At 69.9% G+C, this 26,037-nt stretch carries 27 protein-coding genes; 19 read left to right on the top strand and 8 right to left on the bottom strand.

What is annotated here, in order from left to right; translation table 11 throughout:
* Positions 1–1,401 (top strand): 3' terminal RNA ribose 2'-O-methyltransferase Hen1, encoded by a 1,401-nt coding sequence (locus AB0L64_RS25425; protein WP_363713845.1) that lies wholly within the window; start codon positions 1–3, stop codon positions 1,399–1,401.
* Positions 1,398–3,920 (top strand): polynucleotide kinase-phosphatase, encoded by a 2,523-nt coding sequence (locus AB0L64_RS25420; RefSeq protein ID WP_363713844.1) that lies wholly within the window; start codon positions 1,398–1,400, stop codon positions 3,918–3,920. Before AB0L64_RS25425 ends, AB0L64_RS25420 begins: the two co-directional genes overlap by 4 nt.
* 1 nt (position 3,921) lies before the next feature.
* Here AB0L64_RS25420 and AB0L64_RS25415 read toward each other — a convergent pair whose 3' ends face one another.
* Together AB0L64_RS25415 and AB0L64_RS25410 are read right to left on the bottom strand one after the other, a co-directional pair.
* Entirely contained in the window at positions 3,922–4,557 is a 636-nt protein-coding gene (locus AB0L64_RS25415; protein ID WP_363713842.1) for a hypothetical protein, read from the bottom strand.
* On the bottom strand, positions 4,554–5,183 hold the full coding sequence (locus AB0L64_RS25410; protein ID WP_363713840.1) for a hypothetical protein: 630 nt from the start codon (positions 5,181–5,183) through the stop codon (positions 4,554–4,556). The genes AB0L64_RS25415 and AB0L64_RS25410 overlap by 4 nt, the downstream gene beginning before the upstream one ends.
* Before the next feature lie 119 nt (positions 5,184–5,302).
* Here AB0L64_RS25410 and AB0L64_RS25405 point away from each other — a divergent pair, with 119 nt between their 5' ends.
* From AB0L64_RS25405 to AB0L64_RS25370, 8 genes are read left to right on the top strand one after another with little or no spacing between them, the layout of a single operon-like run.
* Positions 5,303–7,186 carry a beta-L-arabinofuranosidase domain-containing protein gene (locus AB0L64_RS25405; protein WP_363713838.1) on the top strand — a complete coding sequence of 628 codons (1,884 nt, stop codon included), beginning with the start codon at positions 5,303–5,305 and terminating at the stop codon, positions 7,184–7,186.
* A complete protein-coding gene (locus tag AB0L64_RS25400) occupies positions 7,186–8,880 on the top strand; it encodes an ABC transporter substrate-binding protein (protein WP_363713837.1) in 1,695 nt (564 codons plus the stop codon). The genes AB0L64_RS25405 and AB0L64_RS25400 overlap by 1 nt, the downstream gene beginning before the upstream one ends.
* Positions 8,877–9,830 (top strand): ABC transporter permease, encoded by a 954-nt coding sequence (locus AB0L64_RS25395; RefSeq protein WP_363713836.1) that lies wholly within the window; start codon positions 8,877–8,879, stop codon positions 9,828–9,830. The genes AB0L64_RS25400 and AB0L64_RS25395 overlap by 4 nt, the downstream gene beginning before the upstream one ends.
* The gene (locus tag AB0L64_RS25390; RefSeq protein ID WP_363713834.1) at positions 9,827–10,810 is read left to right on the top strand and encodes an ABC transporter permease; all 984 of its coding nucleotides are present in this window, start codon (positions 9,827–9,829) and stop codon (positions 10,808–10,810) included. Before AB0L64_RS25395 ends, AB0L64_RS25390 begins: the two co-directional genes overlap by 4 nt.
* Positions 10,807–11,610 (top strand): ABC transporter ATP-binding protein, encoded by an 804-nt coding sequence (locus tag AB0L64_RS25385; RefSeq protein WP_363713832.1) that lies wholly within the window; start codon positions 10,807–10,809, stop codon positions 11,608–11,610. The genes AB0L64_RS25390 and AB0L64_RS25385 overlap by 4 nt, the downstream gene beginning before the upstream one ends.
* Positions 11,607–12,431: an ATP-binding cassette domain-containing protein gene (locus AB0L64_RS25380; protein ID WP_363713830.1), complete on the top strand. Its 825-nt coding sequence runs from the start codon at positions 11,607–11,609 to the stop codon at positions 12,429–12,431. Before AB0L64_RS25385 ends, AB0L64_RS25380 begins: the two co-directional genes overlap by 4 nt.
* Positions 12,428–13,705, top strand: a complete 1,278-nt coding sequence (locus AB0L64_RS25375) for an alpha/beta fold hydrolase (RefSeq protein ID WP_363713828.1) — start codon at positions 12,428–12,430, stop codon at positions 13,703–13,705. Before AB0L64_RS25380 ends, AB0L64_RS25375 begins: the two co-directional genes overlap by 4 nt.
* A gap of 54 nt (positions 13,706–13,759) precedes the next feature.
* Entirely contained in the window at positions 13,760–14,446 is a 687-nt protein-coding gene (locus AB0L64_RS25370; protein WP_355484395.1) for a GntR family transcriptional regulator, read from the top strand.
* Here the strand turns inward: AB0L64_RS25370 and AB0L64_RS25365 are convergent.
* Positions 14,434–15,027 carry a helix-turn-helix domain-containing protein gene (locus AB0L64_RS25365; protein ID WP_363713826.1) on the bottom strand — a complete coding sequence of 198 codons (594 nt, stop codon included), beginning with the start codon at positions 15,025–15,027 and terminating at the stop codon, positions 14,434–14,436. The two genes, AB0L64_RS25370 and AB0L64_RS25365, sit on opposite strands and share 13 nt — an antisense overlap.
* A gap of 73 nt (positions 15,028–15,100) precedes the next feature.
* Between AB0L64_RS25365 and AB0L64_RS25360 the strand changes: the two genes are divergently transcribed.
* A complete protein-coding gene (locus AB0L64_RS25360) occupies positions 15,101–15,517 on the top strand; it encodes an ester cyclase (protein WP_355688603.1) in 417 nt (138 codons plus the stop codon).
* Here the strand turns inward: AB0L64_RS25360 and AB0L64_RS25355 are convergent.
* Complete coding sequence (locus tag AB0L64_RS25355) at positions 15,514–16,494, bottom strand: carbohydrate kinase family protein (RefSeq protein WP_363713824.1); 981 nt, start codon at positions 16,492–16,494, stop codon at positions 15,514–15,516. The two genes, AB0L64_RS25360 and AB0L64_RS25355, sit on opposite strands and share 4 nt — an antisense overlap.
* Before the next feature lie 96 nt (positions 16,495–16,590).
* Here AB0L64_RS25355 and AB0L64_RS25350 point away from each other — a divergent pair, with 96 nt between their 5' ends.
* From AB0L64_RS25350 to AB0L64_RS25325, 6 genes are all read left to right on the top strand, one after another.
* A complete protein-coding gene (locus AB0L64_RS25350; protein ID WP_363713822.1) occupies positions 16,591–17,226 on the top strand; it encodes a class I SAM-dependent methyltransferase in 636 nt (211 codons plus the stop codon).
* Positions 17,223–17,867 (top strand): ABC transporter ATP-binding protein, encoded by a 645-nt coding sequence (locus tag AB0L64_RS25345; protein WP_355688597.1) that lies wholly within the window; start codon positions 17,223–17,225, stop codon positions 17,865–17,867. The genes AB0L64_RS25350 and AB0L64_RS25345 overlap by 4 nt, the downstream gene beginning before the upstream one ends.
* Positions 17,864–19,432 carry a DUF6297 family protein gene (locus tag AB0L64_RS25340; protein WP_363713819.1) on the top strand — a complete coding sequence of 523 codons (1,569 nt, stop codon included), beginning with the start codon at positions 17,864–17,866 and terminating at the stop codon, positions 19,430–19,432. The genes AB0L64_RS25345 and AB0L64_RS25340 overlap by 4 nt, the downstream gene beginning before the upstream one ends.
* Positions 19,433–19,493: 61 nt before the next feature.
* Positions 19,494–19,835, top strand: a complete 342-nt coding sequence (locus tag AB0L64_RS25335; RefSeq protein WP_133781728.1) for a PadR family transcriptional regulator — start codon at positions 19,494–19,496, stop codon at positions 19,833–19,835.
* Positions 19,832–20,167 (top strand): hypothetical protein, encoded by a 336-nt coding sequence (locus AB0L64_RS25330; RefSeq protein WP_363713817.1) that lies wholly within the window; start codon positions 19,832–19,834, stop codon positions 20,165–20,167. The genes AB0L64_RS25335 and AB0L64_RS25330 overlap by 4 nt, the downstream gene beginning before the upstream one ends.
* Positions 20,164–20,688, top strand: coding sequence for a hypothetical protein (locus tag AB0L64_RS25325; protein WP_363713815.1), 525 nt, complete (start codon positions 20,164–20,166; stop codon positions 20,686–20,688). The genes AB0L64_RS25330 and AB0L64_RS25325 overlap by 4 nt, the downstream gene beginning before the upstream one ends.
* A gap of 28 nt (positions 20,689–20,716) precedes the next feature.
* Here the strand turns inward: AB0L64_RS25325 and AB0L64_RS25320 are convergent, their stop codons facing one another.
* The 3 genes from AB0L64_RS25320 to AB0L64_RS25310 all read right to left on the bottom strand — a co-directional run bounded on the left by AB0L64_RS25320 (position 20,717) and on the right by AB0L64_RS25310 (position 23,078).
* Complete coding sequence (locus tag AB0L64_RS25320; RefSeq protein ID WP_363713813.1) at positions 20,717–21,022, bottom strand: pyrophosphatase; 306 nt, start codon at positions 21,020–21,022, stop codon at positions 20,717–20,719.
* A 5-nt stretch (positions 21,023–21,027) separates the two neighbouring features.
* Positions 21,028–21,906, bottom strand: coding sequence for a peptidoglycan recognition family protein (locus tag AB0L64_RS25315; protein ID WP_363713811.1), 879 nt, complete (start codon positions 21,904–21,906; stop codon positions 21,028–21,030).
* A 122-nt stretch (positions 21,907–22,028) separates the two neighbouring features.
* Positions 22,029–23,078 (bottom strand): LLM class flavin-dependent oxidoreductase, encoded by a 1,050-nt coding sequence (locus tag AB0L64_RS25310; RefSeq protein WP_363713809.1) that lies wholly within the window; start codon positions 23,076–23,078, stop codon positions 22,029–22,031.
* Positions 23,079–23,116: 38 nt separating this feature from the next.
* Between AB0L64_RS25310 and AB0L64_RS25305 the strand changes: the two genes are divergently transcribed.
* Together AB0L64_RS25305 and AB0L64_RS25300 are read left to right on the top strand one after the other, a co-directional pair.
* Positions 23,117–23,260, top strand: a complete 144-nt coding sequence (locus AB0L64_RS25305) for a hypothetical protein (protein ID WP_363713807.1) — start codon at positions 23,117–23,119, stop codon at positions 23,258–23,260.
* A 113-nt stretch (positions 23,261–23,373) separates the two neighbouring features.
* Positions 23,374–25,245, top strand: coding sequence for a glycoside hydrolase family 76 protein (locus AB0L64_RS25300; protein ID WP_363713805.1), 1,872 nt, complete (start codon positions 23,374–23,376; stop codon positions 25,243–25,245).
* Position 25,246: 1 nt separating this feature from the next.
* On the opposite strand, the gene AB0L64_RS25295 is transcribed toward AB0L64_RS25300, so the two are convergent.
* On the bottom strand, positions 25,247–26,023 hold the full coding sequence (locus tag AB0L64_RS25295; protein WP_363713803.1) for an SDR family NAD(P)-dependent oxidoreductase: 777 nt from the start codon (positions 26,021–26,023) through the stop codon (positions 25,247–25,249).
* Positions 26,024–26,037: the final 14 nt, after the last annotated feature.

The raw sequence follows: 26,037 nt of genomic DNA, 5'->3' as shown, positions 1-26,037 counted from the left end.
GTGTTCCTGACACTTGGCACCGATCTGGCCGGAGCAGGCGGGCCCGCGAGCGATTTCGGGTTCCTGTTGCACAAGAACCCCGCACGCCCGCAGGCGATCGACGTCACCGGCGGGTCGGCGCATGTCTTCTACCCCGAGGCGACCGACGAGCGGTGCACAGCGGCGGTGCTGCTCGAGATCGACCCGATCGGCCTGGTGAGGTCCGGCCGCGGCAAGGCCGCCGAAGGATTCACGCTCGGCCAGTACGTGAACGACCGCCCGTACGCCGCCTCGAGCCTGCTTGCCGTCGCGCTCGGGAAACTCTTCCGGACGGCGATGAACGGCCGCTGCGACGCGCGCCCCGAGCTGGCCGCGCGGGCGATCCCGCTGGACGTCCACGTCCCCGCACTGCCCTGCAACGGCGGCGCCGAGCTCGCCGCGCGCCTGTTCGCGCCGCTCGGCTGGACCGTCGACGCGCGTCCGGTGCCACTCGACCCGGAGATCCCGGCCTGGGGTGACTCGCGGTACGTCGACCTGCGGCTGAGCGGCGTACTGCGGCTGGCCGACGCACTCAATCACCTGTACGTCATGCTGCCGGTCCTCGACGACGCCAAGCACTACTGGGTCGGATCGGACGAGGTCGACAAGCTCGTCCGCGCCGGCGAGGGCTGGCTGGCCGCGCATCCGGAGAAGGACCTGATCTCGCACCGCTACCTCGCGCATCGCCGGTATCTGGCCGATGCCGCGCTGGAGCGGCTCGCCGAGGCGGACGGCCTCGAGCTGGCCGACGAAACGACGGACGAGGGCTCGGTGTCGCTGGCCGTCGAACGGCGGACGACGGTGGCCGGCGTCCTGCGCGAACTCGGCGCCCGCCGGATTGCCGACATCGGCTGCGGCGAGGGCGCGCTCGCCGGCGAGCTGCTGAAGGATCCGATGATCGGCGAGGTGATCGCGACCGACGTGTCGGCCCGGGCGCTGGTCGCGGCCAAGCGGCGGTTGCACTACGAGGACCTGCCCGACCGCCAGCGGGACCGGCTGACGTTCCTGCAGTCGTCGGTGACGTACGCCGACCAGCGACTCGCCGGGCTCGACGCGGTCGTGCTGATGGAGGTCGTCGAACATGTCGACCCGCCGCGGCTGCCCGCTCTGGCCCATGCGGTCTTCCGGACCGCCCGTCCCGCCGCAGTCGTCGTCACCACCCCGAACAGCGAGTACAACGTGCGCTTCCCGTCCCTGCCGGCAGGTACCTTCCGCCACCCCGACCACCGCTTCGAATGGACCCGCCCGGAGTTCGGCGCGTGGGCCGGCGAGGTGGCTGACCGGTACGGCTACACAGTCGAGTTCCGGCCCGTCGGCGCGGTGGACCCCGAGGTGGGTCCGCCCACGCAGCTCGCACTGTTCCGGCGGGAGGAGGCGCGATGACCATCGACGTACCTGCGCTGTCCCTCGTGGTTCTCGTCGGCGCGAGCGGCTCCGGCAAGTCGACGTTCGCGCGCAAGCACTTCCTGCCGACCGAGGTGATCTCGAGCGACTTCTGCCGCGGTCTGGTGTCCGACGACGAGAACGACCAGGCCGCGACGAAGGACGCCTTCGAGGTGCTCGACTTCATCGCCGGCAAGCGGCTCGCGGCCGGGCGGCTGACGGTCATCGACGCCACCAACGTGCAGCCGGACGCCCGCAAGGAGCTGGTGAACCTCGCCCGCGAGTACGACGTACTCCCCGTCGCGATCGTGCTGGACCCGCCGGAGCGCGTGTGCGTGGAGCGCAACGAGCAGCGGCCGGACCGGCAGTTCGGCGCCAAGGTGATCGCCCGGCAGCGGTCGCAGCTGAAGCGCGGGCTGCGCAGCCTCAAGCGCGAGGGATTTCGTACCGTCCACGTGCTGAACAGCGTCGAGGAGATCGATGCCGTCAGCATCGAACGTACCCGGCTGTACAACGACCTCACGGATCGGACCGGCCCGTTCGACGTCGTCGGTGACGTGCACGGCTGTCTCCCCGAGCTCGAGCAGCTGCTCACCGACCTGGGCTACACGCTCACCCGCGACGACGCCGGCCGCCCGGTCGACGCCGTCCACCCGGACCGCCGAGCGGTCTTCGTCGGCGACCTCGTCGACCGCGGCCCGGACAGCCCCGGCGTGCTGCGGCTCGTCATGGGGATGGTTGCCAGCAGCAACGCGTACTGCGTGCCCGGCAACCATGAGGACAAGCTCCTGCGCGCACTGCGGGGCAAGAACGTCAAGATCAGCCACGGCCTGGAGACAACGCTCGAGCAGCTCGCCTTGGAGCCTCAGGAGTTCCGCGACGAGGTGGCGACGTTCATCGACGGGCTGATCTCGCACTACGTGTTCGACGGCGGCAAGCTGGTCGTCTCGCACGCCGGCCTGGTCGAGCGGATGCACGGCCGGACAAGCGGTCGCGTCCGCTCGTTCTGCCTGTACGGCGAGACGACCGGCGAGACCGACGAGTTCGGGCTGCCGGTGCGCTACCCGTGGGCGAACGACTACCGCGGTCGGGCGACGGTCGTCTACGGCCACACCCCGACGCCGGAGCCGGAGTGGATCAACAACACGATCTGTCTCGACACCGGCTGCGTGTTCGGCGGCTCGCTGACCGCGCTGCGCTACCCGGAGCGGGAGCTGGTGTCGGTGCGGGCAGCTCAGGAGTACTACGCCCCGGCGAAACCGTTGCACGTGGCAACGGCACCGTCGCGCGAACCCGATGTCCTCGAGCTGACCGACGTCACTGGTCGCCGGGTGATCGAGACCGCGTCGCACGGGCGACTGAGCATCCGGGCCGAGCAGGCCGGCGCGGCGCTGGAGGTGATGAGCCGGTTCGCGATCGACCCGCGGTTCCTGCTGTACCTGCCGCCGACGATGAGCCCGGTCGCGACGTCGCCGGAGCCGGGGCTGCTGGAACATCCGCGGCAAGCGTTCGAGGCCTACCAGGCGCAGGGCGTCACCGAACTGGTGTGCGAGGAGAAGCACATGGGTTCGCGGGCGGTCGTGCTGCTCACGCGGGACGACGACGTGGCTGAGAGACGGTTCGGCCTCGCCGGTCGGGGCGTGATTCACACGCGCACCGGGCGATCGTTCTTCGACTCCTCGCTGACCGGCGAGCTGCTGCTGCGCCTGCGTGCGGTCGCCTCGCGGGCCGGGCTGTTCGACGAGCTGGACACTTCGTGGCTGCTGCTCGACGCCGAGCTGCTCCCGTGGAGCGCGAAGGCCGAGGACCTGCTCCGCAACCAGTACGCCGCCGTCGGCGCGGCCGCTCGTACGTCGTTGCCAGCCGCAACTGCTGCGCTGCGCTCCGCCCAGGCGGCCGGGCTCGACGTCGACGAGCTGCTGGTGTCGGCCGAGCGGCGGACGGCGAACGCGGAGCGGTTCACCGCGGCGTACCGGCGGTACTGCTGGCCGACCGACGGGCTCGACGGCGTCCGGCTGGCGCCGTTCCAGGTGCTCGCGTCCGACGGCGCGACGTACCAGGACCGGCCGCATGTGTGGCACCTCGGGATCGCGGACCGGATGGTTGCCGCCGGCCCGGAGCTGATCACGCCGACGCGCCGCCTGTTCGTGGACAGCGGCACCTGGGACGCCGGGGTCACGTGGTGGGAGGAGCTGACGGGTGCCGGGGGAGAGGGCATGGTCGTCAAGCCGGCCGCCAACCTGACCCGCACCGCGAAGGGGCTTGCCCAGCCGGGGCTGAAGGTGCGCGGGCAGGAGTACCTGCGGCTCATCTACGGGCCCGACTACACCGAGCCGGCAAACTTCGCTCGGCTCCGCGACCGCAACCTCGGCCACAAGCGGTCCCTGGCGCTTCGCGAATACGCGCTCGGCCTGGAGGCACTGGACCGTGCCGCCCGCGGCGAACCGCTGTGGCGCGTCCACGAATGCGTCTTCGCCGTCCTCGCCCTCGAATCGGAACCGGTGGATCCGCGCCTCTGAGCTAGTGGCGTCTGCGAACGACCAGGAGAGTGAGAACGCCGGCGGCGAGCATGACGGCCGGCAGCGCGGCCACTGGATCGTCCGGGATCACCAGCGCATTGGTCGCCGCGGTCGGCGCGAGGCCGACCGCTACGGGAAGCGCCGCATGCCGGTCGCCCCGGTACACGCAGTACAGGACCAGCGGGGTGAGGAGCCACAGCGCGAAGAGGAGCAGGAAGCCGAGCCTGACGGAGTCGACGCCGTTCAGGTCGCCGTCGTCCATCAGCCAGCCGAAGCCGCCGACCGCGAGAGCGACGAGGGCGACCGCGACCGGTGACCAGCGGAGGCCGGCGCGCAACTCGAGCGACCCGCGGGCTGCGGCGAGCGCGAGGTAGCAGCCAATCGCCACGAGTTCCACGCCTGCGGTCGCCAGGAAGAGGTCCAGTTCGTCGACGGATCGTCCGACGCGGTCGATGCTGGGCGGGCACGGCTCACCGCCTTCGACGCGTCGGCAGGAGTCCAGCTGTGGCAGCGGATACAGCAGGTACACGACCCAGAGGAGTGGAAGCGACAGGAAGCTCACTGCGGCGGTGACACGGAACAGGTTGCCCGCGCCTTTGGGCGCCGGGCGGCGGAGATCGAGGCGCGTGGTGGTCACTGGAGCGCCTCCCGGCGTCGGACGATCGAGACGGTGATGGCGGCGATCAGGAGCATGGCGAGCGGTAGTGCGGCGAGCGGGACCTTCGGGAGGGCGCCGATGCTGACGAACGCTGTTGGGAGCAGCGCGAGTGCTACCGGTATCGACGCACCTCGGTCGCCGCGATGGACGCCGTACAGAACGAGCGGAGCGAGCAGCCACAGGCTGAGCAGGATCAGGTAGCCGGGTCCTACTGAAGTCTCGCCGGGGTGGTTGGTGGGCGCTTCGAGCCAGCCCGTGAGGCCGGCGACGGCGAGGACGACGACGCCGATCGCGGCGCGGAACGTGCGTCGCGCGGCGTCCCGCTTGGCGCCGCCGCGCGCCATCGCCAGTCCGAGGAAGCAGCCGATCAGCACGAGTTCGGCGGCGGCTGTCGTGCTGAGGACGAACGCGGTCCGGACCTCGGGAAGGATGAGTTCCTCACATTCCGGCCAGGGCCGGCATCGGCCGGCGCCGGTCGCGACCTGCAGCACGTACGACGCGATGGCCAGCGGCACCGACAGGGCCGCGACCGCCGCGGTGACGCGCAACAGGTTGCCGGCGCGCTGGGGTGGCTGGCGGTGGAGATCGAGCTGCGGGGCGGTCACGGAGACCACGATCGCGCTACACGGGGCCACTGAGCGACGACGGTGTGATTCGTTTCCGGCGTGTAAACGTCTTCCGGGAGGGGTTGGCAAGGTGTGACATTGCACTTAAGGTCTGTGCAATGTCACACGGTACAGAGCTGGACGCGCAGCTGACGGGTGGATTGCTGCACGGCTGGCAGGAGCGGAACCGGCGCGCGACGATCCCGCACGCGATCGCCGAGCTGCGCAAGGCCGGGAACCTGGAGAACCTGCGCCGGCTGGCCGATCCCTCGGTCGGGCCCTACCGCGGGCGGTACCCGTTCCTGGACACGGATCTCTACAAGACCCTCGAAGGGCTCGCGTACGAAGTCGGCCGCGACGACGCGCCGGCGGGAGCGCGCGCGTTCTACGACGAGGTCGTCGAACTGCTCGAGCAGGCGCAGGCCGGGGACGGCTACCTCAACTCGTACTTCCAGGACCCGGACCAGCCCAAACAGCCGTGGTCGGACCTCGGCTGGGGGCATGAGCTGTACAACCTCGGCCACCTGATCCAGGCGGCGGTCGCGGCGAACCGCAGATTGTCGGACGGCCGATTGTTGACAATCGCCCGGCGGTTCGCGGATCTCGTCGTCCGCAAGTACGGCGCCGACGGGGAGGAGGTCGTCGACGGGCATCCCGAGGTCGAGATGGCGCTTGTCGAGCTTTATCGAGAAACCGGCGACGAGGACTACCTCACCCAGGCGCGGCTGTTCGTCGACCGGCGTGGTCGCGGGAAGCTCGAGCACACGATCTTCCCGGGGGAGTACTTCCAGGATCACGTGCCGTTCCGCGAGCTGCCGTCCGTCACCGGTCACGCCGTACGGATGGCGTACCTCGCGGCCGGTGCCGCCGACGTACACCTGGAGACGGGGGATCCGACGCTGCTCGCGCCGCTCGAGCGGCTGTGGGACGACATGGTCGCGACCAAGCTGTACCTCACCGGCGGGCTCGGCAGCCGGCATTCCGACGAGGCGATCGGCGACCGCTACGAGCTGCCGTCCGAGCGGGCGTACGCCGAGACGTGCGCGGCGATCGCGACGATGCAGTGGGCGTGGCGGATGTTCCGCGCGACCGGCCGCGCGAAGTACCTGGACGTGTACGAGACGGTGCTCTACAACGCTTACGCCGTGGGGCTTTCGGCCGACGGCACGGCGTTCTTCTACGACAACCCGCTGCAGCGCCGGCCGGACCACGAGCAGCGCTCCGGCGCCGAGGACGGCGGCGAACTCCTCCGCCGCGCCTGGTTCGGCTGCCCGTGCTGCCCGCCGAACATCATCCGCTGGATGTCCGAACTCCAGGACCACCTGGCAGTTGCCCGGGACAACGTCCTGTACGTCGGCATCTACGCCGACGCCCGCCTCACCGCGAACGACCTCACCGTCAAGGTGACCACCAACTACCCCTGGGACGGCGAAATCACCGTCACCGTCGAGAACGCCCCACCCGGGGAACGCGCGATCGCCCTCCGCGTTCCGGCGTGGGCGACGGAAGCGAACATCACCCCGGCCGGCGAGCAGGTGGACGGATGGGCTGTTGTCCGGCGGACGTTCGTGGCAGGGGACGTTGTGCGGTTGACGTTGCCCATGGCGCCTCGGGCGCATGGGGTTCATCCGTACGTGGATGCGGCCCGGGGAGCGATCGCCGTGGCCCGAGGACCGCTGGTTTATTGCGTTGAGCAACAAGATGCGCCGGCACCGGTGGACGACCTGTTGCTGAGCCCGGCGGCTGTGCGGGCAGCGAGCGTGCGTGAGCAGGACGGCCATCGCGTGCTGGAGCTGACCGCGAAGGTTGCCCCGGCGCCGGCTGCCGAGCTTTATCCCGTGATCTCCGAACAGACCACTCAACAGCCCACTCAACAGCCCACTCAACAGCCCGCGGAGTCCGCCGTCGGCGAAGTGCCGGTGACGTTGGTGCCGTACTTCCTCTGGGGAAACCGTCAGGCCCTGGCCATGCGTGTATGGCTGCGAACCGAAAGAGAACACTGATGAAGAGAACTTCCATGCTGGTGGGGCTCGTGGCGTCGGCCGCGCTCGCGCTGACCGCGTGCGGCGGCGGTGCGTCCGGTGCCAAGGACGAAGCCGCCGGGCCCGGCGCCAAGGCCGCGCAGGGCGGGACGCTCCAGGTGCTCGCGAACGCGGCGTTCTCGCACCTCGACCCGGCGCGCGGTTTCGACGGCGGCGTGAACAACTTCTACCGGCTGATCTACCGCACCCTCACCACCCAGGGCGCGGCACCGGGTGCCGAGGGCACCAAGATCGTGGCGGACCTCGCCACCGACACCGGCAAGCCGTCCGACGGCGGCAAGACCTGGACGTTCACGCTGAAGGACGGCCTGTTCTTCGAGACCGGTGCGCCGATCACCAGCGCCGACGTGAAGTGGGGCGTCGAGCGCGCGTGGGACCCGGAGATCGGCATCGGCTCGCCGTACGCGAAGCAGCTGATCGAGGCGCCCGCGGCGTACCAGGGCCCGTACAAGTCCGGTGACCTGGCGACGATCGAGACCCCGGACGCGAAGACGGTCGTGTTCCACCTGAAGAAGCCGTTCGCGGACTTCGGCAGCGTGGTCGCGCAGAACACGTTCACGCCGGTGCCGAAGGGCCAGGGCGCGGGCAACGCGCTGGACAGCAAGCCGATCGCGTCGGGGCCCTACAAGGTGTCCGAGTACAAGCCGGGCGCCTCGCTCAAGGTCGTCCGCAATGACAAGTGGGACAAGAAGACCGACGACGTGCGGACGGCGAACCCGGACGCGTTCCAGTGGACGTTCGGCCTCGACCCGGCGACGATCGACGAGCGGATGATCGCCGGCCAGGGCACCGACGCCGACGCGATCGCCGGTACGATCCAGGCCGCGTCGGTCGCCCGGATCCAGACGCCGCAGCTCAAGCAGCGGACGATGACGGGGCTCGGTGGATGTACGACGTACATGGGCCTGAACACCACCAAGAAGCCGCTGGACGACGTCAAGGTCCGGCAGGCGATCAATCTCGCGGTGAACAAGCAGACGGTGCGGGACGCGGACGGCGGGTCGGCGCTGGCCGAGATCGCGAACACCATCCAGCCGCCGACCATCGCCGGCCGCGTGGACTACGACCCGTACCCGAGCCCGGACCACAAGGGTGACGTCGAGGGCGCCCGCAAGCTGCTCACCGAGGCCGGGTTCGCCAACGGCTTCACGATGACGCTGGACACCCGGGCGCAGCCGAAGATGCAGGCGATGGCCGTCGCGATCCAGCAGGCGCTGGAGCCGCTGAAGATCACCGTGAAGATCAACACCATCGACACCGCGACGTACTACGAGGTGATCGGGACGACGTCGCAGCAGCACGACGCGGCGATCACCGGCTGGTGCCCGGACTGGCCGTCCGGCCAGACGTTCCTGCCGCCGCTGTTCGACGGCCGCAACATCACCGCGAAGGGCAACACGAACCTGGCGCAGCTGAACGATCCGGGCGTGAACGCGAAGATCGACGAGATCGCCAAGCTGACCGACGTCCAGGCCGCGAACGCGGCGTACGGCGAACTGGACAAGCAGATCATGGAGCTCGCGCCGATCGTCCCGCTGCTCTACGAGAAGGTGCTGATGCTGGTCGGCAGCAACATCGGCGGCGCGTACTTGCACGACGGCTACTCCGGCGGCATCGACCTGGTGTCCGTCGGCCTGAAGGACGCCGGCAAGTGACCGCCACCCCGGCCCTGATCGAGGTCGAGGAGGCGGTGCCGTCGGCCCCGGCGACACCGCCTGCCTCGGGCCGCCGGATCCGCACCACGATCACGCGCGACAAGGGCGCGCTGGCGTGCGTGGTGTTCCTGGCGATCGTGGTGCTGATGGCCGTGGCCGCGCCGTTGATCACCAAGCTCAGCGGCTGGGGGCCGTACCAGTTCGACTCGGCCGCGATCAACTCCGACCTCGGCGGGGTGCCGCACGGTGCGCTCGGCGGGATCAGCGGCTCGCACTGGTTCGGTGTCGAGCCGCAGAACGGCCGCGACCTGTTCGCCCGGATCGTCTACGGCGCGCGGGTATCGATCACCATCTCGTTGTCCGCAACCTTGCTGACCGGAGTTCTCGGCGTCGTGCTCGGCATGCTCGCCGGGTTCTACCGCGGCTGGGTCGACCAGGTGATCTCGCGGCTGATGGACTTCCTGATGGCGTTCCCGGCGCTGATCTTCATGATCGCGATCCTGTCGTCGCTGCCGTCCGGGAACCGGCCGGTGCTGCTGGTCGTGGTGATCAGCGCGTTCGGCTGGCCGTACCTGGCGCGGGTGATCCGCGGGCAGACCATGACGCTGGCGAACCGCGAGTTCGTCGAGGCGGCGCGGGCCTCCGGCGCGAAGGACGCGCAGGTGGTGTTCCGCGAGATCCTGCCGAACCTGCGCGGCTCGATCGTGGTGATGACGACGCTGGCGATCCCCGGTTTCATCGGCACCGAGGCCGGCCTGTCCTTCCTCGGCGTCGGCGTCGCACCGCCGACCGCCTCCTGGGGCCAGATGATCTCGAGCTCGGTGAGCTGGTACTCGGTGGACCCGATGTTCTTCGCGATCCCGGGCACGTTCCTGTTCCTCACCGTGCTCTCGCTGACGGTCCTCGGCGACAAGATCCGTACCCTCGTCGACCAGGGAGAGGCGGCATGACGCGCTACGTTCTCGGCCGGCTCGGTGGTGTCGTGGTGATCCTGCTGGCCGTCTGCCTGTTCACGTATCTGATCTTCTTCAAGCTCTCGCCGGATCCGGCGGTGATGATCTGCGGCAAGACGTGTACGCCGGAACGCATCGACTCGATCCGGGGCGTGCTCGGGCTGAACCAGCCGCTGCTGACGCAGTTCTGGGAGTTCCTGAGCGGGATCTTCGCGGGCCGCGACTACGGCTCGGTGCACTGCTCGGCGCCATGTCTCGGGTACAGCTTCCAGACCAACGAGTCGGTGTGGAGCATGCTCACCGCACGGCTGCCGGTGAGCATCACGGTCGCGGTCGGCGCCGCGGTGCTGTGGCTGCTCGCCGGGGTGATCGGTGGTCTGGTCAGCGCGGTCAAACAGGGCACGTGGTGGGACCGGACCGGTATGGGCCTCGCGCTCGGCGGTGTCAGCGTGCCGAACTACGTGCTCGCGCTGGTGCTGCAGTACGTGCTGGTGGTGAAGCTGCAGGTGTTGCCTTTCCCGTCGGCGGTGTCGTTTGTCGACAATCCGCTCGTCTGGTTCGAGTCGTACCTGATGCCCTGGGTCGTGCTGGCCGTCGGGTACGCGTGTCTGTACGCACGACTGACCCGGAGCAACGTCATCGACACGCTGGCCGAGAACTACTACCGGACCGCGCGGGCGAAGGGGCTGAGCGGCGCGCTGATCATGCGCCGGCACGCGCTGCGCCCGGCGCTGACGCCGATCACCACGATCTTCGGGATGGACTTCGCCGGCCTGCTCGGCGGCGCGCTGATCACCGAAACCGTGTTCGGCCTGAACGGGATCGGCAAGCTGGCCGCCGACTCGATCGCCAAGAACGACCAGCCGGTGATCATGGCCGTGACCCTGCTCGCCGCCTTCTTCGTTGTCGTCGGCAACGTTGTGGTGGACCTGCTGTACACGGCACTCGACCCGCGGGTCCGGGTGGTGTCGGCATGAGCGCTGCCTTGTTCGTTGTCGACAATCTGACTGTCACCTTGCCGACCAGCAGCGGACCGGTCGACGTGGTGAAGAACGTCTCGTTCACGGTCGACCGGGACGAGACGGTGGGCATCGTCGGCGAGTCCGGGTCGGGCAAGTCGATGACCGCGCTCGCGGTCCTCGGGCTGCTGCCCCGCGGCGCCCGGACGTCGGGAAGCGTCAAGCTGGACGGCGCCGAGCTGCTCGGGCGGTCGGACCGCGAGCTCAGATCCGTGCGGGGCAACGCGATCTCGATGGTGTTCCAGGACCCGCTGTCGTCGCTGAACCCGTACTACACGGTGGGCCTGCAGATCGCCGAGATGTACCGCACACACCGCGGCGGGTCGCGGAGCGCGGCCCGGAAGGTCGCGATCGAGGCGCTGGAGCGCGTGCACATCCCGGACGCGGCGCGCCGGGTCGACCACTACCCGCACCAGTTCTCCGGCGGCATGCGGCAGCGCGTGATGATCGCGATGGCGTTGTGCTGCTCGCCGTCGCTGCTGATCGCGGACGAGCCGACGACCGCGCTGGACGTCACGGTGCAGGCCCAGATCCTGGAGCTGCTCGCCGAGCTGCAGTCCACGACCGGGACCGGGCTGATGTTCATCACTCACGACCTCGCGGTGATCAGCTCGATCGCCCGGCGGGTGCTGGTGATGCGGTCGGGCGATCCGGTCGAGTACGGGACCGCGGAGCAGGTGTTCTCGGACCCGCGGCACGAGTACACGCGGATGCTGCTGGACGCCGTACCGCGGATAGATGACGAGGTTGCGTCGTGACGTTGCTGGAAGTGAAGAGTGTGACGAAGGAGTTCGTCACCCGGGGCGAGGGCGCGATGGCGCGGAAGTCGACGTTCACCGCGGTCGACGACGTGAGCTTCGAGGTCGAGCTCGGTGAGACGCTCGCGATCGTGGGGGAGTCGGGCAGCGGCAAGTCCACGACCGCGCGGATCGCGGCCCGGCTGCTCGAGCCGACGACGGGCAGCGTCGTGTTCGACGGGCAGGACGTGACGAACGCCCGCGGCAAGGACCTCGCCGCGTTCCGGAACAACGTGCAGGTGGTGTTCCAGGATCCGTTCTCGTCGCTGAACCCGCGGTACACGGTCGAGCGGATCGTCACCGCGCCGCTGACCTATCAGGGCATCACACCCAAGGGCGGCCGGCGGGCGTTCACCCAGGAGCTGATGGAGCGGGTCGGGCTGAACCCGGACCACTGCCGGCGGTACCCGGCGCAGTTCTCCGGCGGCCAGGCGCAGCGGATCGGGATCGCCCGGGCGCTGGCGGTGAACCCGAAGCTGGTGATCTGCGACGAAGCGGTGTCGGCACTCGACGTGTCGATCCAGGCGCAGGTGCTGGAGTTGCTGATGCGGTTGCAGCGCGAGAGCGGGTTCAGCTACGTCTTCATCGCGCACGACCTGGCCGTCGTGCGGCAGATCTCGCAGCGGGTCGCGGTGATGAGCCGGGGCAGAATCGTGGAGAGCGGGCCGCGGGACCAGGTCTTCGGCGATCCTCAGGACGAGTACACGAAGACGCTGCTGGCCGCCGTACCGCGGATCAATCCGGAGTGGGACGCCAGGCGCAGGCAGAAAGAGGCGGGATGACCAGCTTCACGATTCCCCGGATGCACGTCCGGGAGCACACCGTTTCGGTCCCCCTGGACTGGGAGCGGCCGGGCGAGTCGATCAGCGTGTTCGCGCGGGAGCTGGTCGACCCGACGCGGAAGGACGAGGACCTGCCCTGCTTGCTGTTCCTGCAGGGCGGGCCCGGTGGGAAGGGACCGCGGCCGACCGGGGCGGACGGGTGGATCGGGCAGGCGCTGAAGAAGTACCGGGTGGTCCTGCTGGACCAGCGCGGCACCGGGCGCAGTACGCCGGTCAGCGCGCGGCGGATGGCGTCGATGACGGCCGAGGAGGGCGCCGGGTACCTGGCGTGCTTCCGGGCGGACTCGATCGTCGCCGATGCGGAGCACCTGCGGAAGACCGTGTTCGGCGGCAAGCCGTGGTCGACGCTCGGGCAGAGCTACGGCGGCTTCCTGACGCTCACCTACCTGTCGAAGGCGCCCGAAGGCCTCACCGCCTGCTACGTGACCGGCGGACTGGCCTCGATCGACCCGTCCGCGGCCGAGGTGTACCGGCGGACCTATCCGCGCGTCGCGGCCAAGAACGAGGAGTTCTACCGCCGCTACCCGAACGACGTGGAGCGCGTCGGCCGGATCGCGGACCGGCTGGCCGAATCCGACGTCCGGCTGCCGGACGGCGATCGCCTGACGGTACGCCGCTTCCAGTCGCTGGGTATCGACTTCGGGATGAAGCCCGGGTTCGAGCGCATCCACTGGCTGATCGACGAGGCGCTGGACGGCGATGAGCTGTCCGACACGTTCCTCGGGCAGGCGCTCGGCCTCTCGTCGTACCTCGGGAACCCGCTGTTCGCCGCGCTGCAGGAGAGCATCTACGGGTCCGGCGAGGGCGCGACGGCCTGGGCGGCCGAGGCGGAGCGGGCACGGCGCCCCGAGTTCGCCGAAGACGCCCGGCCGCTGCTGTTCACCGGCGAGATGATGTACCCCTGGATGTTCGCCGAGATCCGTGGCCTGCGGCCGTTCCAGGGCGCGGTCGAGCTGCTCGCGAAGCGGCCGCGATGGCCCGAGCTGTACGACCTCGACCGGCTCGCGGCCAACGACGTACCGGTGGCGGCCGCGGTGTATTTCGACGACATGTACGTCGACTCCGGGCTGCAGCTGGACACCGCACGCCGGGTCGGCAACGTGCAGGCCTGGGTGACGAACGAGTACGAGCACGACGGCCTCGGCGCGGACCGGGTGTTCGAGCGGCTCACCGAGCTGGTCGCGTCGATCGGGGGTGGCGTCCCGCACCAATGACGTCGAAACGACGGCCGGTGCTTCACAATAGGCGGCGACCCAGGAGGTGAACCCATGGCTGCCGATTCGATCGGGCCGCTGCCGAGCGTCCGGCGGCTGGCGCAGCGCGAGAACCTGCGCGACAGCGTCGCCAACGCGCTCCGGGCGGCGGTGATCTCGGGCGAGCTGAAGCCGGGAGAGGTGTACTCGGCGCCGACCCTCGGCGCGCGGTTCGGCGTGTCCGCGACGCCGGTCCGTGAGGCGATGCTCGACCTGGTCCGCGAGGGCCTGGTGATCTCCCTGCGGAACAAGGGCTTCCGGGTCACCGAGGTGTCCGACGAGGACCTGGACAACGTGGCCGCGGTCCGGCAGCTCATCGAGCCGCCGACGATCCGGGACGTGGTCCCGGCGATCCCGGCGAAGGACTACCCGCGGCTGCGCCGGCTGGCCGACGACATCGTGGTGGCGGCCGAGGCGGGCGACCTGATCGCCTACATCGAGGCGGATCGGGTCTTCCACGTGACGCTGCTCGCGTACTCCGGCAACCAGAAGCTCGTCGACGTGGTGTCGGACCTGCGCTCGCAGACCCGGCTGCTCGGTCTGACCCCGCTGGTCGAGAGCGGCCGCCTGGTTCCGTCGGCGACCGAGCACCACGACCTGCTCGACCTCGTCGAAGCCGGCGACGCCGAGGGCGCCGAACAACTGATGCGGCGCCACATCGGCCATGTCCGCGGTCTGTGGGCCCGCTCTCAGAGCAACTGACGCTGCAGCGAGTCCGCGACGAACGTCTCGAACTCGGCCGGTGTCCACCCGGACTCGTCGACGAGCTCCTGGTAGACACCGGGCGCCGCGAGGGCGCGGTAAACGGCCTGCGCCTGCTTCAGCGGCACCCGCAGGACGTCCTCGAGGGACGCGATCATCGCGTCCATGACCTGGTTGCGTCCGGCGAGTTTGGACCGCAGCAAGGCCTTGGTCTCGGGGCTCTCGTCGGTCGCCGCCTCGAAGATCAGGACGACGTCGAAGCCTGCCGAGTACAGGTTCGTCAGCCAGCCCGCGGCACCGCGCAGCCGGTCGACCGGGTCCGCGATGGCGAACACCTGCTCGGCGCGCTCGATCGCACCGGCTTCCTGGAGCCACCGGTCGCAGATCAGCGACAGGATCTCGCGCTTGGTGCCGAACGCCGAGTACACGGTCCGGGTCGCGACGCCGGCCTCCTTGGCGATCGCGTCGATGCTCGTGGCGCCGTACCCCTGCGCGGCGAACAGCCGGCGCGCGGCCCCGGCGATCCGGATCCGGGTCTCCGCCGCCTGCACCTGGCGGTAGGTCTTGACAGCTTCGGGCACGTCGGCACACTATCACTGTGTTCAGTGCAGTAGCACTGCATCGAGTGCATCATTAGTGCAACGGGAGGGGATCATGGAACCGCTGGCGGTGTTGGAACGGATCCTGCACGAGGGGTTCGCGACGGGGAACGCGGCGATCGTCGACGAGGTGTGTGCGCCCGACCTGATCGAGCACCAGTTCGGCCTGTCCGGGCGGGGTGAGCAGGCGCGGGACCAGGTGAAGGCCGCGATCCGGCAGGTGCACGAGCTGATGCCGGACATCGTCTACACGCTGGAGGACTCGGTCGTCGTCGGCGACCTGGTCTGGGCGCGCGGACGGGCCCGCGGTACGGCGACCGGGGCGTTCTTCGGGCCGCCGAGCAACGCGCCGATCGACATGGCGCTGTTCGAGCAGGCGCGGGTGGTCGACGGCCGGATCGTCGAGCACTGGGGCTGCCCGGACCGCTTCGCGCTGCTCGCCCAGACGGGTGTCCTGACCCGCCTGGGTTAGGCGGACCTGAGCGCCTGCTTCGCGGTCGCGGCGGCGTCGGCGCCGTACGCGCTGGTCAGCCGGTCGAGGAACGTCGGGTGGTCGAGGCTGTACTCCTGGGTGCCGACAGTCTCCAGGACCGTGGTCGCCAGCGTGCACCCGAGGTGCGCGGCGGCCTCGTGGTCGAGACCGTTGGCGCGGCCGGTGAGGTAGCCGGCCCGGAACGCGTCGCCGCCGCCGGTCGGGTCGACCAGGTCCGGCGCGGGGACGGCCGGGATCTTCGCCAGGATCCCGGTGCGGTCCTCGATCACGACGCCGTCGCCGCCGTGCGTGGTGATCCGGACGCCGACCCGCTCGAGGATCTCGTCGTGGCTCCAGCCGGTCTTCTGCACCAGCAGGCCGGCCTCGTACTCGTTGCTGAACAGGTACGCCGCGCCGTCGACGAGCGTGCGGATGTGCTCGCCGTCCATCCGCGCCAGCTGCTGCGACGGATCGGCCGCGACGGCGATCCCGTGCTGCTTGGCGAGCTCGGTGTGCTTGAGCATCGCGTCCGGGTCGTCGGCGCCGATCAGCACCAGGTCGACACCGCCCGCGGCCTGGTGGATCGCGCCGAGGTCGAGCTCGCGCGCCTCGGCCATCGCGCCGGTGTAGAACGAGGCGATCTGGTTCGCGTCCAGGTCGGTCGTGCAGGTGAACCGCGCGGTGTGCACGTCCGCGCAGACGCGGACGTGCGAGATGTCCACGCCGGCCGCGGTCAGCGCCGCGCCGTACTCGGCGAAGTCGGCGCCCACCGAGCCGACGAGCAGCGACGGGAACCCGAGCTGGGCCATGCCGTAGCAGATGTTCGCGCCGACGCCGCCGCGGTGCACCACCAGCTCGTCGACCAGGAACGACAGGGAGACCTTGTGCAGCTGCTCCTCGAGGAACTGGTCCTTGAACCGGCCCGGGAACGTCATCAGGATGTCGGTCGCGATCGATCCGGCGACGGCGATGCGCATGCTTGGGTGCTCCCTCGGGTGGGGTGGGTGTCAGAGCGACGAACAACCCATAGAGACTACAGGCGACCGATCTAATACACGGAGGGCTGGATTTCCATGGGCCATCAGGTGCCGGTGACCGAGGAACTGCACGAGTACATGCTCGCCCACGGCATGCCGCTGGACGAGATCGCGACCGAGTTGCGCGCCGAGACCGAGAAACTCGGCAGCCCCGCAGGCATGCTGACCACCGCTGACCAGGCCGGCCTGCTGACCACGCTGACCCGGCTGATCGGCGCCCGCCGGGCGGTCGAGATCGGGACCTTCACCGGGTTCTCCGCGCTGGCGATCTCGCGCGGGCTGCCGGACGACGGCGAGCTGATCTGCCTGGACGTCAGCGAGGAGTGGACCTCGATCGGCCGCAAGTACTGGGAGCGGGCCGGCGTCGCGGGCAAGATCGACCTGCGGATCGGCGACGCGCACGAGTCGGCGGCCCGGCTCGACGGCGAGTTCGACCTGGCCTTCGTCGACGCCGACAAGGACTGGTACATCCGGTACTTCGAGACCGTGCTGCCGCTGATCCGGCCGAACGGGCTGCTGCTGTTCGACAACACGCTGGCCGGCGGCCGGGTGATCGACGCGGACGGGCCCGCCGACCGCAAGGAGTTCAACGCGCACGTCGCGCAGGACGACCGGGTGGACGTCGTCATGCTCGGTATCGGCGACGGACTGACGCTGGTCCGCAAGAAGTGAGCAAGAAGGCGGCGCCCCGGCTCGCGGTGGCGGATCTGCAGCACAAGTACGGCGACCGGCCGGTGATCGAGGGTCTCACGTTCACGCTGGCGGCCGGTCAGGCGATCGCACTGGTCGGGCCCAACGGCGCCGGCAAGACGACCGTGCTCAAGTGCATCGTCGGCGCGGCCGAACCGGCCGCCGGGAAGATCCTGCTCGACGGCGTGCCGATCGACGAGCGGGCCGATGCCGTTCGCCGGGATGTCGCCACGCTGCTCGACGACCTGGACTTCTTCCCGGACCTGACCGCGGCCGAGCATCTCGACCTGCTCGCCCGTGCGCACGGCAATGCGTCGCCCGAAGACCTCGTGGACACCACCCTGCACGACATCGGCCTGCTGCCGGCCGCCGACCAGTTGCCGGGCTCGCTGTCGTCCGGCCAGCGCCGCCGGCTCGCGCTGGCGACCGCGCTGGTCCGCCCGCGCAAGCTGATGGTCCTCGACGAGCCCGAGGCCCGCCTCGACACCGGCGGTGTGCAGTGGCTGTCCGAGCGCTTGGTCGCGGAGAAGAAGTCCGGGACCGCGATCCTCTTCGCCAGCCACGACCCGGCGCTCGTCGAGACGGTCGCGGACTCCGTCGTCACGCTCACTCCGCTGCCATGAGCGCTGCCGACGGGCCGGTCGAGTTCGATCCGGCGGACTTCGGGGCGATCCCGTCGTCGCGGTCGCTGCGGCAGTGGATGCGGACGACGCGCCGGCAGCACGCGGACCGGTCGTTCTGGGAGATCTTCGAGGACGTCTACCTGGTCCTGTTCACGATCGCGATGGCCGGCGCGACCGGCGGCAACGTCGTCCGGCACCTGAACTCGAACGCGTCCGGCTGTACGTCGCGGACGTGCGGTCAGCTCGCCGACTGGATGCCGTGGATCGCCGTACCGTTGCTGCTGGCAATCACCCTCCGGGTGCTGCTCGCGATCGGGCCGGTGTCGGCGTCGCGCGCCACCGGCTTCTGGCTGCTCGCGACTCCGGTCGACCGAGCCGCCTTGCTGCGCCCGGCGTACCGGCTGGTGATGGGATCTGTCGCGGTGCTCGGCGTCGTCGTCGGCGCGCTCGTCTGGGCCCTTCTCGGAGCCTCGCTGACCGACGTACTTCTGGCGGCCGTTCTGATCAGCGCGACGCTGGTCTGCGCCGCCGTAGCGACGGTGTGGGCGCAGCAATCGGCGCGACGCAGCCGATGGGCGTTGCGCGTCGCGGATGTCCTGCTGCTGGCCGCCGTGGTGCCGGCGGTGCTGCTGGCCTTCCAGCCGCGCGAGGATCAGTCCACCCACGTGGTCCTGTCGTCGCAATTCGTCGACGAGTACGGCTACCCGACGCTCGCGTTCGGCCAGATCCAGGACGATCGGTCTGGCGCCGTCCCCCTGCTGGTGTTCGCGGTAGCGGTCGTTGTGTGCGCTGTGCTGGTCTTCCTTGTCTCGCGGACGTTGGATCGGCTGGGGCGGATCAGTGTGATCGCGGGTGGGGAGTTGCTGGCCGGACTGGCGGGGGCGGCGAGCAGTCTCGACATCAGCATGCTCGGTGACGTGATCGCCGGACGGCACTGGCGGCTCAAGGGGCGGGTGCACTCGCGGCGCGGGCGGGGTGCGCAGGGCGCCGCGATCGTGCACCGCGAGTTCCTCCGGATCCTGCGCTGGCCGCGGCGGCTCGCCGTCGCGTTCGCGCTGCTCGTGGTCCCGTACGCCGTGCACGGCGCCGGCTTCCACATCCTGGTCCCCGTCGCGGCCGCGATCGCCGGCTTCATCGCCGTACGGCCGATGCTCGACGGTCTCCGCACCGCCTGCCGCTCGACCGGTCTGGTCCGCGCGCTCGGCTGGGACCTGCGCGAGCTCCGGGTGATCATGGCGGTCGTCCCGGGCCTGTTCACGATCGTCTGGTCCGCCTGCGCCTTCCCGGCGATCGGCAGCGCGTCGGCTTCCTTCGCCGTTGCCGCCGGCATCATTTCCGGCGCCGTCCGGCAGGCGTCGGCCCGGCCGCCGTCGTACGCCGGCCCGCTGGTCACGTCGCCGATGGGCGCGATCCCGCCCGGCCTGTTCTCGCAGCCGGCCCGCGGCTTCGACCTGCTCGTGCTGTGCCTGGCGCCGGTGCTGCTCAACCTCAGCCCGCTCTGGGTCGTGGTGATCCCGGGCGTCGTACTGCTCGCGATGCTGGCCGTCCGCCCGAAAACCGACTGAAGATCGCTGACGCGGCAGCCATCCTTGCCGCATCTTGGTGCGGACAGGTACCTTGTCTCGCATGGTAGCGGAGAAGGTCTTCACGCAACTGCGCCGCGGGACGCTGGAGTTCTGCGTGCTGGCGCTGTTGCAGGGAGAGCCCCGTTACGGTTTCGAGTTGGTGAAGGCGCTGGGCGAGGTCGACGGTCTGGTGACGACCGAAGGCACGATCTATCCACTGCTGGCCCGGCTGCGACGGGAAGGTCTGGTGGAGACGAGCTGGCGCGAGTCCGAGTCCGGGCCGCCGCGGCGGTACTACACATCGACGGCCGAGGGCAGCCAGGCACTGGCCGCGTTCACGGCGGACTGGCAACGGTTCTGCGCCTCGGTCGACGCGATCCTGGAGAGTGGGAGACGGGGATGAACAGGGAAATGACGGGCGGCGTGGTGGTGCCGGCGGTCGAGCCGCGGTTGCGGCCGTGGGACTGGGGTGCGCTCGCGCTGCTGGTGTTCGGGCCGTTCCTGGCGATCGTCGGCTGGCTGGTCGGTGTCTGGCTGCTGTGGGCGTCGAACCGCTGGACCTGGGTCTGGAAGATCGTTGGCACGCTCGCCTGGCCGCTCGGCCTGGCGGCGGCGGTCGGCGCCGAGAGGTTCCAGCCGCCGCTCTGGCTGAGCGTCGCGATCGCGACGGTCGTGGAGTTCGCGCTGCTGATCGCCGTGTTCGTCGAGGCGCGGAATCCGAAGGCCCCGGCGTGAGCGTGCGACCGGACGGCGATCACCTCGTCGACGCCTACCTGAAGTACCTGACCGAGGCGGCCGAGCCGCTGCCCGAGGGGCGGCGTACCGATCTGCTCGCCGACGTCACGTCGCACATCGCGGAGGCCCGGGCCGCGGGCGCGACGTCGGAGGACGACGTACGCCGGATGCTGCAGCGGCTGGGGGACCCGGACGAACTCGTCGCGGCGTCCACGGACGGGCTGGTGCTGGTCGACCGATACCGCCCGAGGTTCCGCGGCCGCGAGGTGCTGGCGCTGTGCCTGCTCCCGCTGGGCGGGTTCCTCGCACTGATCGGCTGGGTCGTCGGCGTCGTTCTGCTCTGGACGTCGGACCGGTGGACCCGCGGCGAGAAGTGGCTGGGCACCCTCGTCTGGCCGTTCGGCTTCGTCTTCGTGTACTTCCTGGTGACGTTGCAGACCGGCTTCACGCTGCCGTGTGGCTGGGGGTTCCGATCGCGATCCTGGTCGGTCTGGCGCCCTTCGTCGTGCTCGGGCTGCTGATCAGGAACGCCGGGCCGGGCCGCGGCAGTCAGGCTTCGTAGACCAGCCACTTCCGCTCGATCTCGCGCGGCAGATCCACGTCGTGCCGGCGCGCGAAGAGCAGCAACTGGCACAGCACGTCGGCGAACTCCTGGTGGAACGTGTCCCGGATGCCCTCCGGTGTCGCGCCCTTGGCGCGGGCGCGCCCGGTGTGCTGGAGATAGGCCTGCGTGAGCTCGCCGACCTCCTCCTGGAGCTTGAGCAGGAACCAGTCCGGGTCACGGTCGAAGCCGAGGTGCTCGCCGTACCCGACCGAGATCTTCTCCAACCGCTCCGACAGTTGCTCGAGGTCCATCCCGACTACTTGGACGCGTCGGCGGCATCCTCGGCCGGGGCGTCCGGGAACGGGTCGAGGTCGGGGAGGTTGAGCTCCGGATCGACGTTCGGGTCCGGCGCGGCCGGCTGCTCCGGAGCAGTCGGAGCCTCGCCGTTGGCCTGCAGGCTCGTCGGGGCGGTCGCCCAGACCGCGGCGGCGGCCCGGGCGGCGTCGGCGGCATCGGTCTGGCGCTCGTAGTTCTTGATGTCGAGCGCGTACGCCTTCACCACCGCGGACAGGTCGCGGCGCAGCTGCTTGTGGACCCAGAGCGCGTAGGCCTGTGTCCGGGCCTCGATGAAGTTCTTCAGTTCCTGCATCTGCGCCGGGGTCATGTCGTCGTCCTCCGAGTGGCCAGGGGTGAATTCGCCGCGGGCGATCGCGGCGCGGGCGGGGTCGCCGGGGCAGTCGGTGGGCTCCGGGCGGACCGCGGAGTGCGGCCGGATCGCCGTACCGCGGGGATAGATTCTGCGGAAGTCGGCGATCACTGCGCGGGTGGTCGCCTTCATCGCGGCCGACGGCTGCTCCCCGGTGACCAGGATCAGCAGGATCGCGCCGTACCGCTCGTTCACGTCGGTGTCGCCGTTGGCGCCGGACTGGGTCCGCAGGCCGCGCAATGTCCAAGCCCGGCCGGCCTGGTCGACGGCGACCTGGTACGCGATGTCAGACCAGCCGCGGGTGTCCATGTGGTAGTCCTGCCACCCGCGCAACGCGGACGCGACCGCGGCCTTGGTGTGGATGACCGACGTCGATCCGGTGCCCGGCCAGTGGATGACCGCACCTTCGACTCGCGACACGGTCAGGTTCCCCGGCCCGCCGTTGGGCGGCCGCGCGTTCCATGCGGACCGGGGCAGATAATCGACCATCAGTGCTCCTCACATGCCTCACAACGCCACATACCCGCGGTTGGCGCTCGGTAATCAACCGATCACGGCCGGCACGCACCCGTCAAGCGGCGGAGCACATCCTTTCAGCCGGGGGGACCATCTCAGGCGAGCAGCGGCAGCAGCTGGTCGCCGATGCGAGCGGTTTCCTCGCGGTACGGGGTGTCGGAGAGGATGAAATGGGTGATGCCGATGTCGCGGTATCTGCGCAGGGACTTGGCGACGTCGTCGGGGGAGCCGACGAGCCAGGTGGTGCCGGCGCCGCCGCCGCTGTACTTGGCCGGGGCGGTGTAGAGGTTGTCGTCGAGGACCTCGCCGCGTTCGGTCAGGTCGAGGAGGCGTTGCTGGCCGACCGCCTTGAACCAGCGGCGGTCCCGCGATCCCTGCTTCTCGGCCATCTCGGCGACCTTGGCCTCGGCGTCGGCCCAGGCCTGATCGGTCGTGTCCCGAACCAGCGTCGTGATGCGCAACCCGAACTCGAGCGGCGCATGCTCGCGACCGAGTTCCTGCTCCAGTGAGCGCAGCCGGGCGATCCGCCCGGCGACGCCGTCCAGCGGCTCGCCCCAGAACAGCTGGACGTCGGCATCCGTCGCGGCGACCCGTTGCGCCGCGTCCGACGCGCCGCCGAAGTACAGCCGGGGATGCGGCCGCCCTTCCCGTACGACGGGCCGCGTCGCGACCGTCGAGCCGGTGACGGAGAAGTACTCGCCGGTGAATGTCACGTCCTCCTCGGTCCACAACCGCCGGACCACTTGGAGGAACTCCTTGGTCCGGGCGTACCGCTGCGGCTGGTCGCCCTCACTGTCGCCGTACGCCGCGAGGTTGTCCTGGCCGGAGACGATGTTGATCAGCAGCCGCCCGCCGGTGAGCTGGTCGAGCGTGCTCGCCGCGGACGCGAAATGCGCGGGATGCCAGTACCCGGGCCGGATCGCGGCCAGCGGCTGGAACGTCGTGGTCCGCGCGGCGAGCGCGGTCGCGACCGTGAACGTGTCCGGCCGGCCCCACCCGGTGCCGATCAGCGCGCCCGACCACCCGTGCTCCTCGGTGAGCCGGGCCAGCTCGGTCAGCCGCTCGATGCTGTTGTGTCCCTGGACGGCGTCGTCCCCACGGTGCCCGGGGTCGACCTGGTTCGGGATGTACCAGAGGAAGGTCATGCGAAGCAGTTTAAGTTAAGTCATTTACTAGACTTTGGATGTCTCGCGTGCTGGTCGCGATCCGCGACGTACTCACCTCGGACGGGCGGACGCTCGCGCAGGTGGAGGAGAACGCCGGTGCACTGCGGTACGGCGCGCTCGCGGCGGAGCAGCTGGACGAGATTGCCGCGATTCTGGCCTGACACTCACCATTGACATCGTTGTCTGGGGCGACGACGATACTGCCTCGAAGCTTGATGAAACGTTTCCAAACCTCGGTGCGCCGAGCCGCCACGAAGCATCTCGAGGAGAGCGCGTGAATCGTCGTGTGCAGATTCTGAAGGTACTGACGGCCGGGGCGATCCTGCTCGCCGCGGCCCTCGCCCCACAGTCCGCGGGTGCCACGGGCGCCGCCGACGGAGCGACCGCGGTCGCCCGCGCCCGGGTCGCCGCGGACCAGCTGATGAGCTCGTACGAGCCGAACAAGGCCTGGTTCCCGTCCAGCTGGTGGAACTCCGCGGTCGCGTTGCAGACGATCGGCGACTACATGCAGCGCACGGGCGACCGGCGCTACCTGGGGCAGCTGGACAACACGTTCGAGAAGGACAAGGGCGTCTTCCCGGCCGGGTACCTGTCCGGTGACCCGCTGCTCGGGAACTTCACCAGCCGCGCCATCGACGACTCCGAGTGGTGGGGCCTGACCTGGATCCAGGCGTACGACCTGACCAAGAACCGCAAGTACCTCGACATGGCGGTCACGATCGCCGAGTACGTCGAGGGCTACTGGGACCCGAGCTCGTGCGGCGGCGGCGTGTGGTGGGACGGTGAGCGCACCTACAAGAACGCCGTCACCAACGGCCTGTGGATCCGCCTCACCGCCGAGATGCACAACCGGATGCCCGGCGACCAGCGCTGGCTCGGCCGCGCGAAGGAAGGCTGGACCTGGTTCACCGGCAGCGGCATGATCAACTCGGCCGGCCTCGTCAACGACGGCCTGCGGAGCAACTGCGAGAGCAACGGCGACACGGTCTGGAGCTACAACCAGGGCCTCGCGATCGGTGCCGGTCTGGAGCTCTACCGCGCGACCCGCGACCCGAAACTGCTGACCACGGTACGGCGGTTGGCCGACGCTGCGATCGCTCCCGGCGGACTGGTGACCGACGGGGTTCTGACCGAGGCCTGCGACGTCCCCGGCCGCACGTGCGACGACAACGGCAAGCAGTTCAAGGGCATTTTCATGCGCTACTGGATGGATCTCGCGGACACCACGCGCGACCGTCGCTACACCGATTTCGTGGCACAGCAGGCCGCCACGGTCTGGAGCAACGACCGCGACGCCTCCGACCGGCTGGGTGAGCGGTGGTCCGGCGCGACCCCGAACGTCTTCGACTGGCGGACCCAGGCCAGTGCGCTGAGCGCCCTGATCGCCGCCGTACCGGCGACGCCGCCGACGCGGTCGTTGTCCGCGACGACCGATCCCGCCCTGCCCGTGGTGATGCCTGCGACCGGCAGCGGGACGCATGTGAAGATCAAGGTCGACGTCCAGGCCACCGGCCCGGTCGGCGACCAGCTCCAGGCTGTGGTCCAGGCGACCGCTCCGTCCGGCTGGACGGTGACGCCGGCTCGTTCCACCGTGACGCTGCGGACGCGCGGCAACGCCGTGCCGGTGCAGACGTCGGTCGAGCTCGACGTCACGATCCCGGCAGGGACGGCCGACGGTCTGCATTCGGTGACCGCGACGGTGACGTCCGGATCCCAGCTGTCGTACAGCACCCGGTCCGACATCCTGATCGCGCACACCGCCGACTTCGACACCGGTACGGCGGCCGAGACCCCGTGGCTGTGGGACGCCGACGGGTCGCAGAGCAACGGCGTCCAGAACCGGTTCGCCGACGGGCACTCGTACTTCGTCTACCGGTTCCCGTTCCCGTCCGACGCGATGTCGGCGTCCGTGGCGCTGACCATCGACAACCAGTTCGTCATCCAGGTGAGCGGCGACGGGCAGAACTGGACCACGGTGGCGACCGAGACGACCCCGTACCACGACGGCGAGAACAAGGCCGTCCGGACCTTCGACCTGACGCCGCACCTCGGCGCCGACAAGGCCGGGTACGTGCGCATCTCGGACTCGTTCCCGGACGACGGCTGGGGCGGCCGCGTCTACCACGTGACGGCGACGTACAACTGATTCAGTTGCGGTAGCGAGTCGCCAGCTGCGGACTCTGGCCGCCGAACGCGGCCAGGTCCGCGGCGAACACGGTCTCCAGGAGCTTGAGGTCCTCAACTCCTGGAGCCGTGACCGACTCGCCGAGTTCCAGCCCGTGCAGGCTTGCCGTGACGACGTCCTCGGCGCTCATCCGTGGGATCGCACTGAGGTCCAGGCCCTGACGCGTGTGGAACTCGGTGGCGACGACACCGGGAAGCAGTGCCTGCACCGTGACGCCGGTGCCTTCCAGCTCGGCGCTCAGCGTCTGGGAGAAGGCGAGCAGGTCCGCGAGCGCGCCGGCGTACACGGCGCGCCGCGGCATCACGGTGCTCGGCGCCGGTCCGCTGAACGCGATCATCCCGCCCACGTTGACGATCGCTCCGCTGCCGCGCTGCTGCATCCCGCCGACCACGGCCCGGGTCAGCAGGGTGGGAGCGAGAACCTTGACCATCACCAGCTCCGCCGCCTTGTCCGCCGGCAGTTCGGCGAGCGGCATGTAGTGCGCGACGCCGGCGTTGTTCACCAGCAGGTCGACAGGTTCGGCGGCGGCCAGGTCGGCGACCGCCCGGATGCCGTCGAGGGTCGAGAGGTCGGCGGCCACCGGCGAGATCTTCACGTCCGGCCTGGCCTCGACGAGCTGGTCGAGACGTTCGGTGTTGCGGCCGACGGCGATCAGGTCGTAGCCGTCGGCCGCGAGACGGTCGGCGAACGCCCGGCCGATGCCGGAGGTGGCTCCGGTGACGAGAGCGAGCTTGCTCATGGCAACAGTCCTTT

It is taken from the genome of Kribbella sp. NPDC051936 (assembly GCF_040680955.1).
Lineage (GTDB): Bacteria > Actinomycetota > Actinomycetes > Propionibacteriales > Kribbellaceae > Kribbella.
Note: the sequence above shows the minus strand (reverse complement) of the source record. Positions and strands in the feature narration are given on the sequence as shown.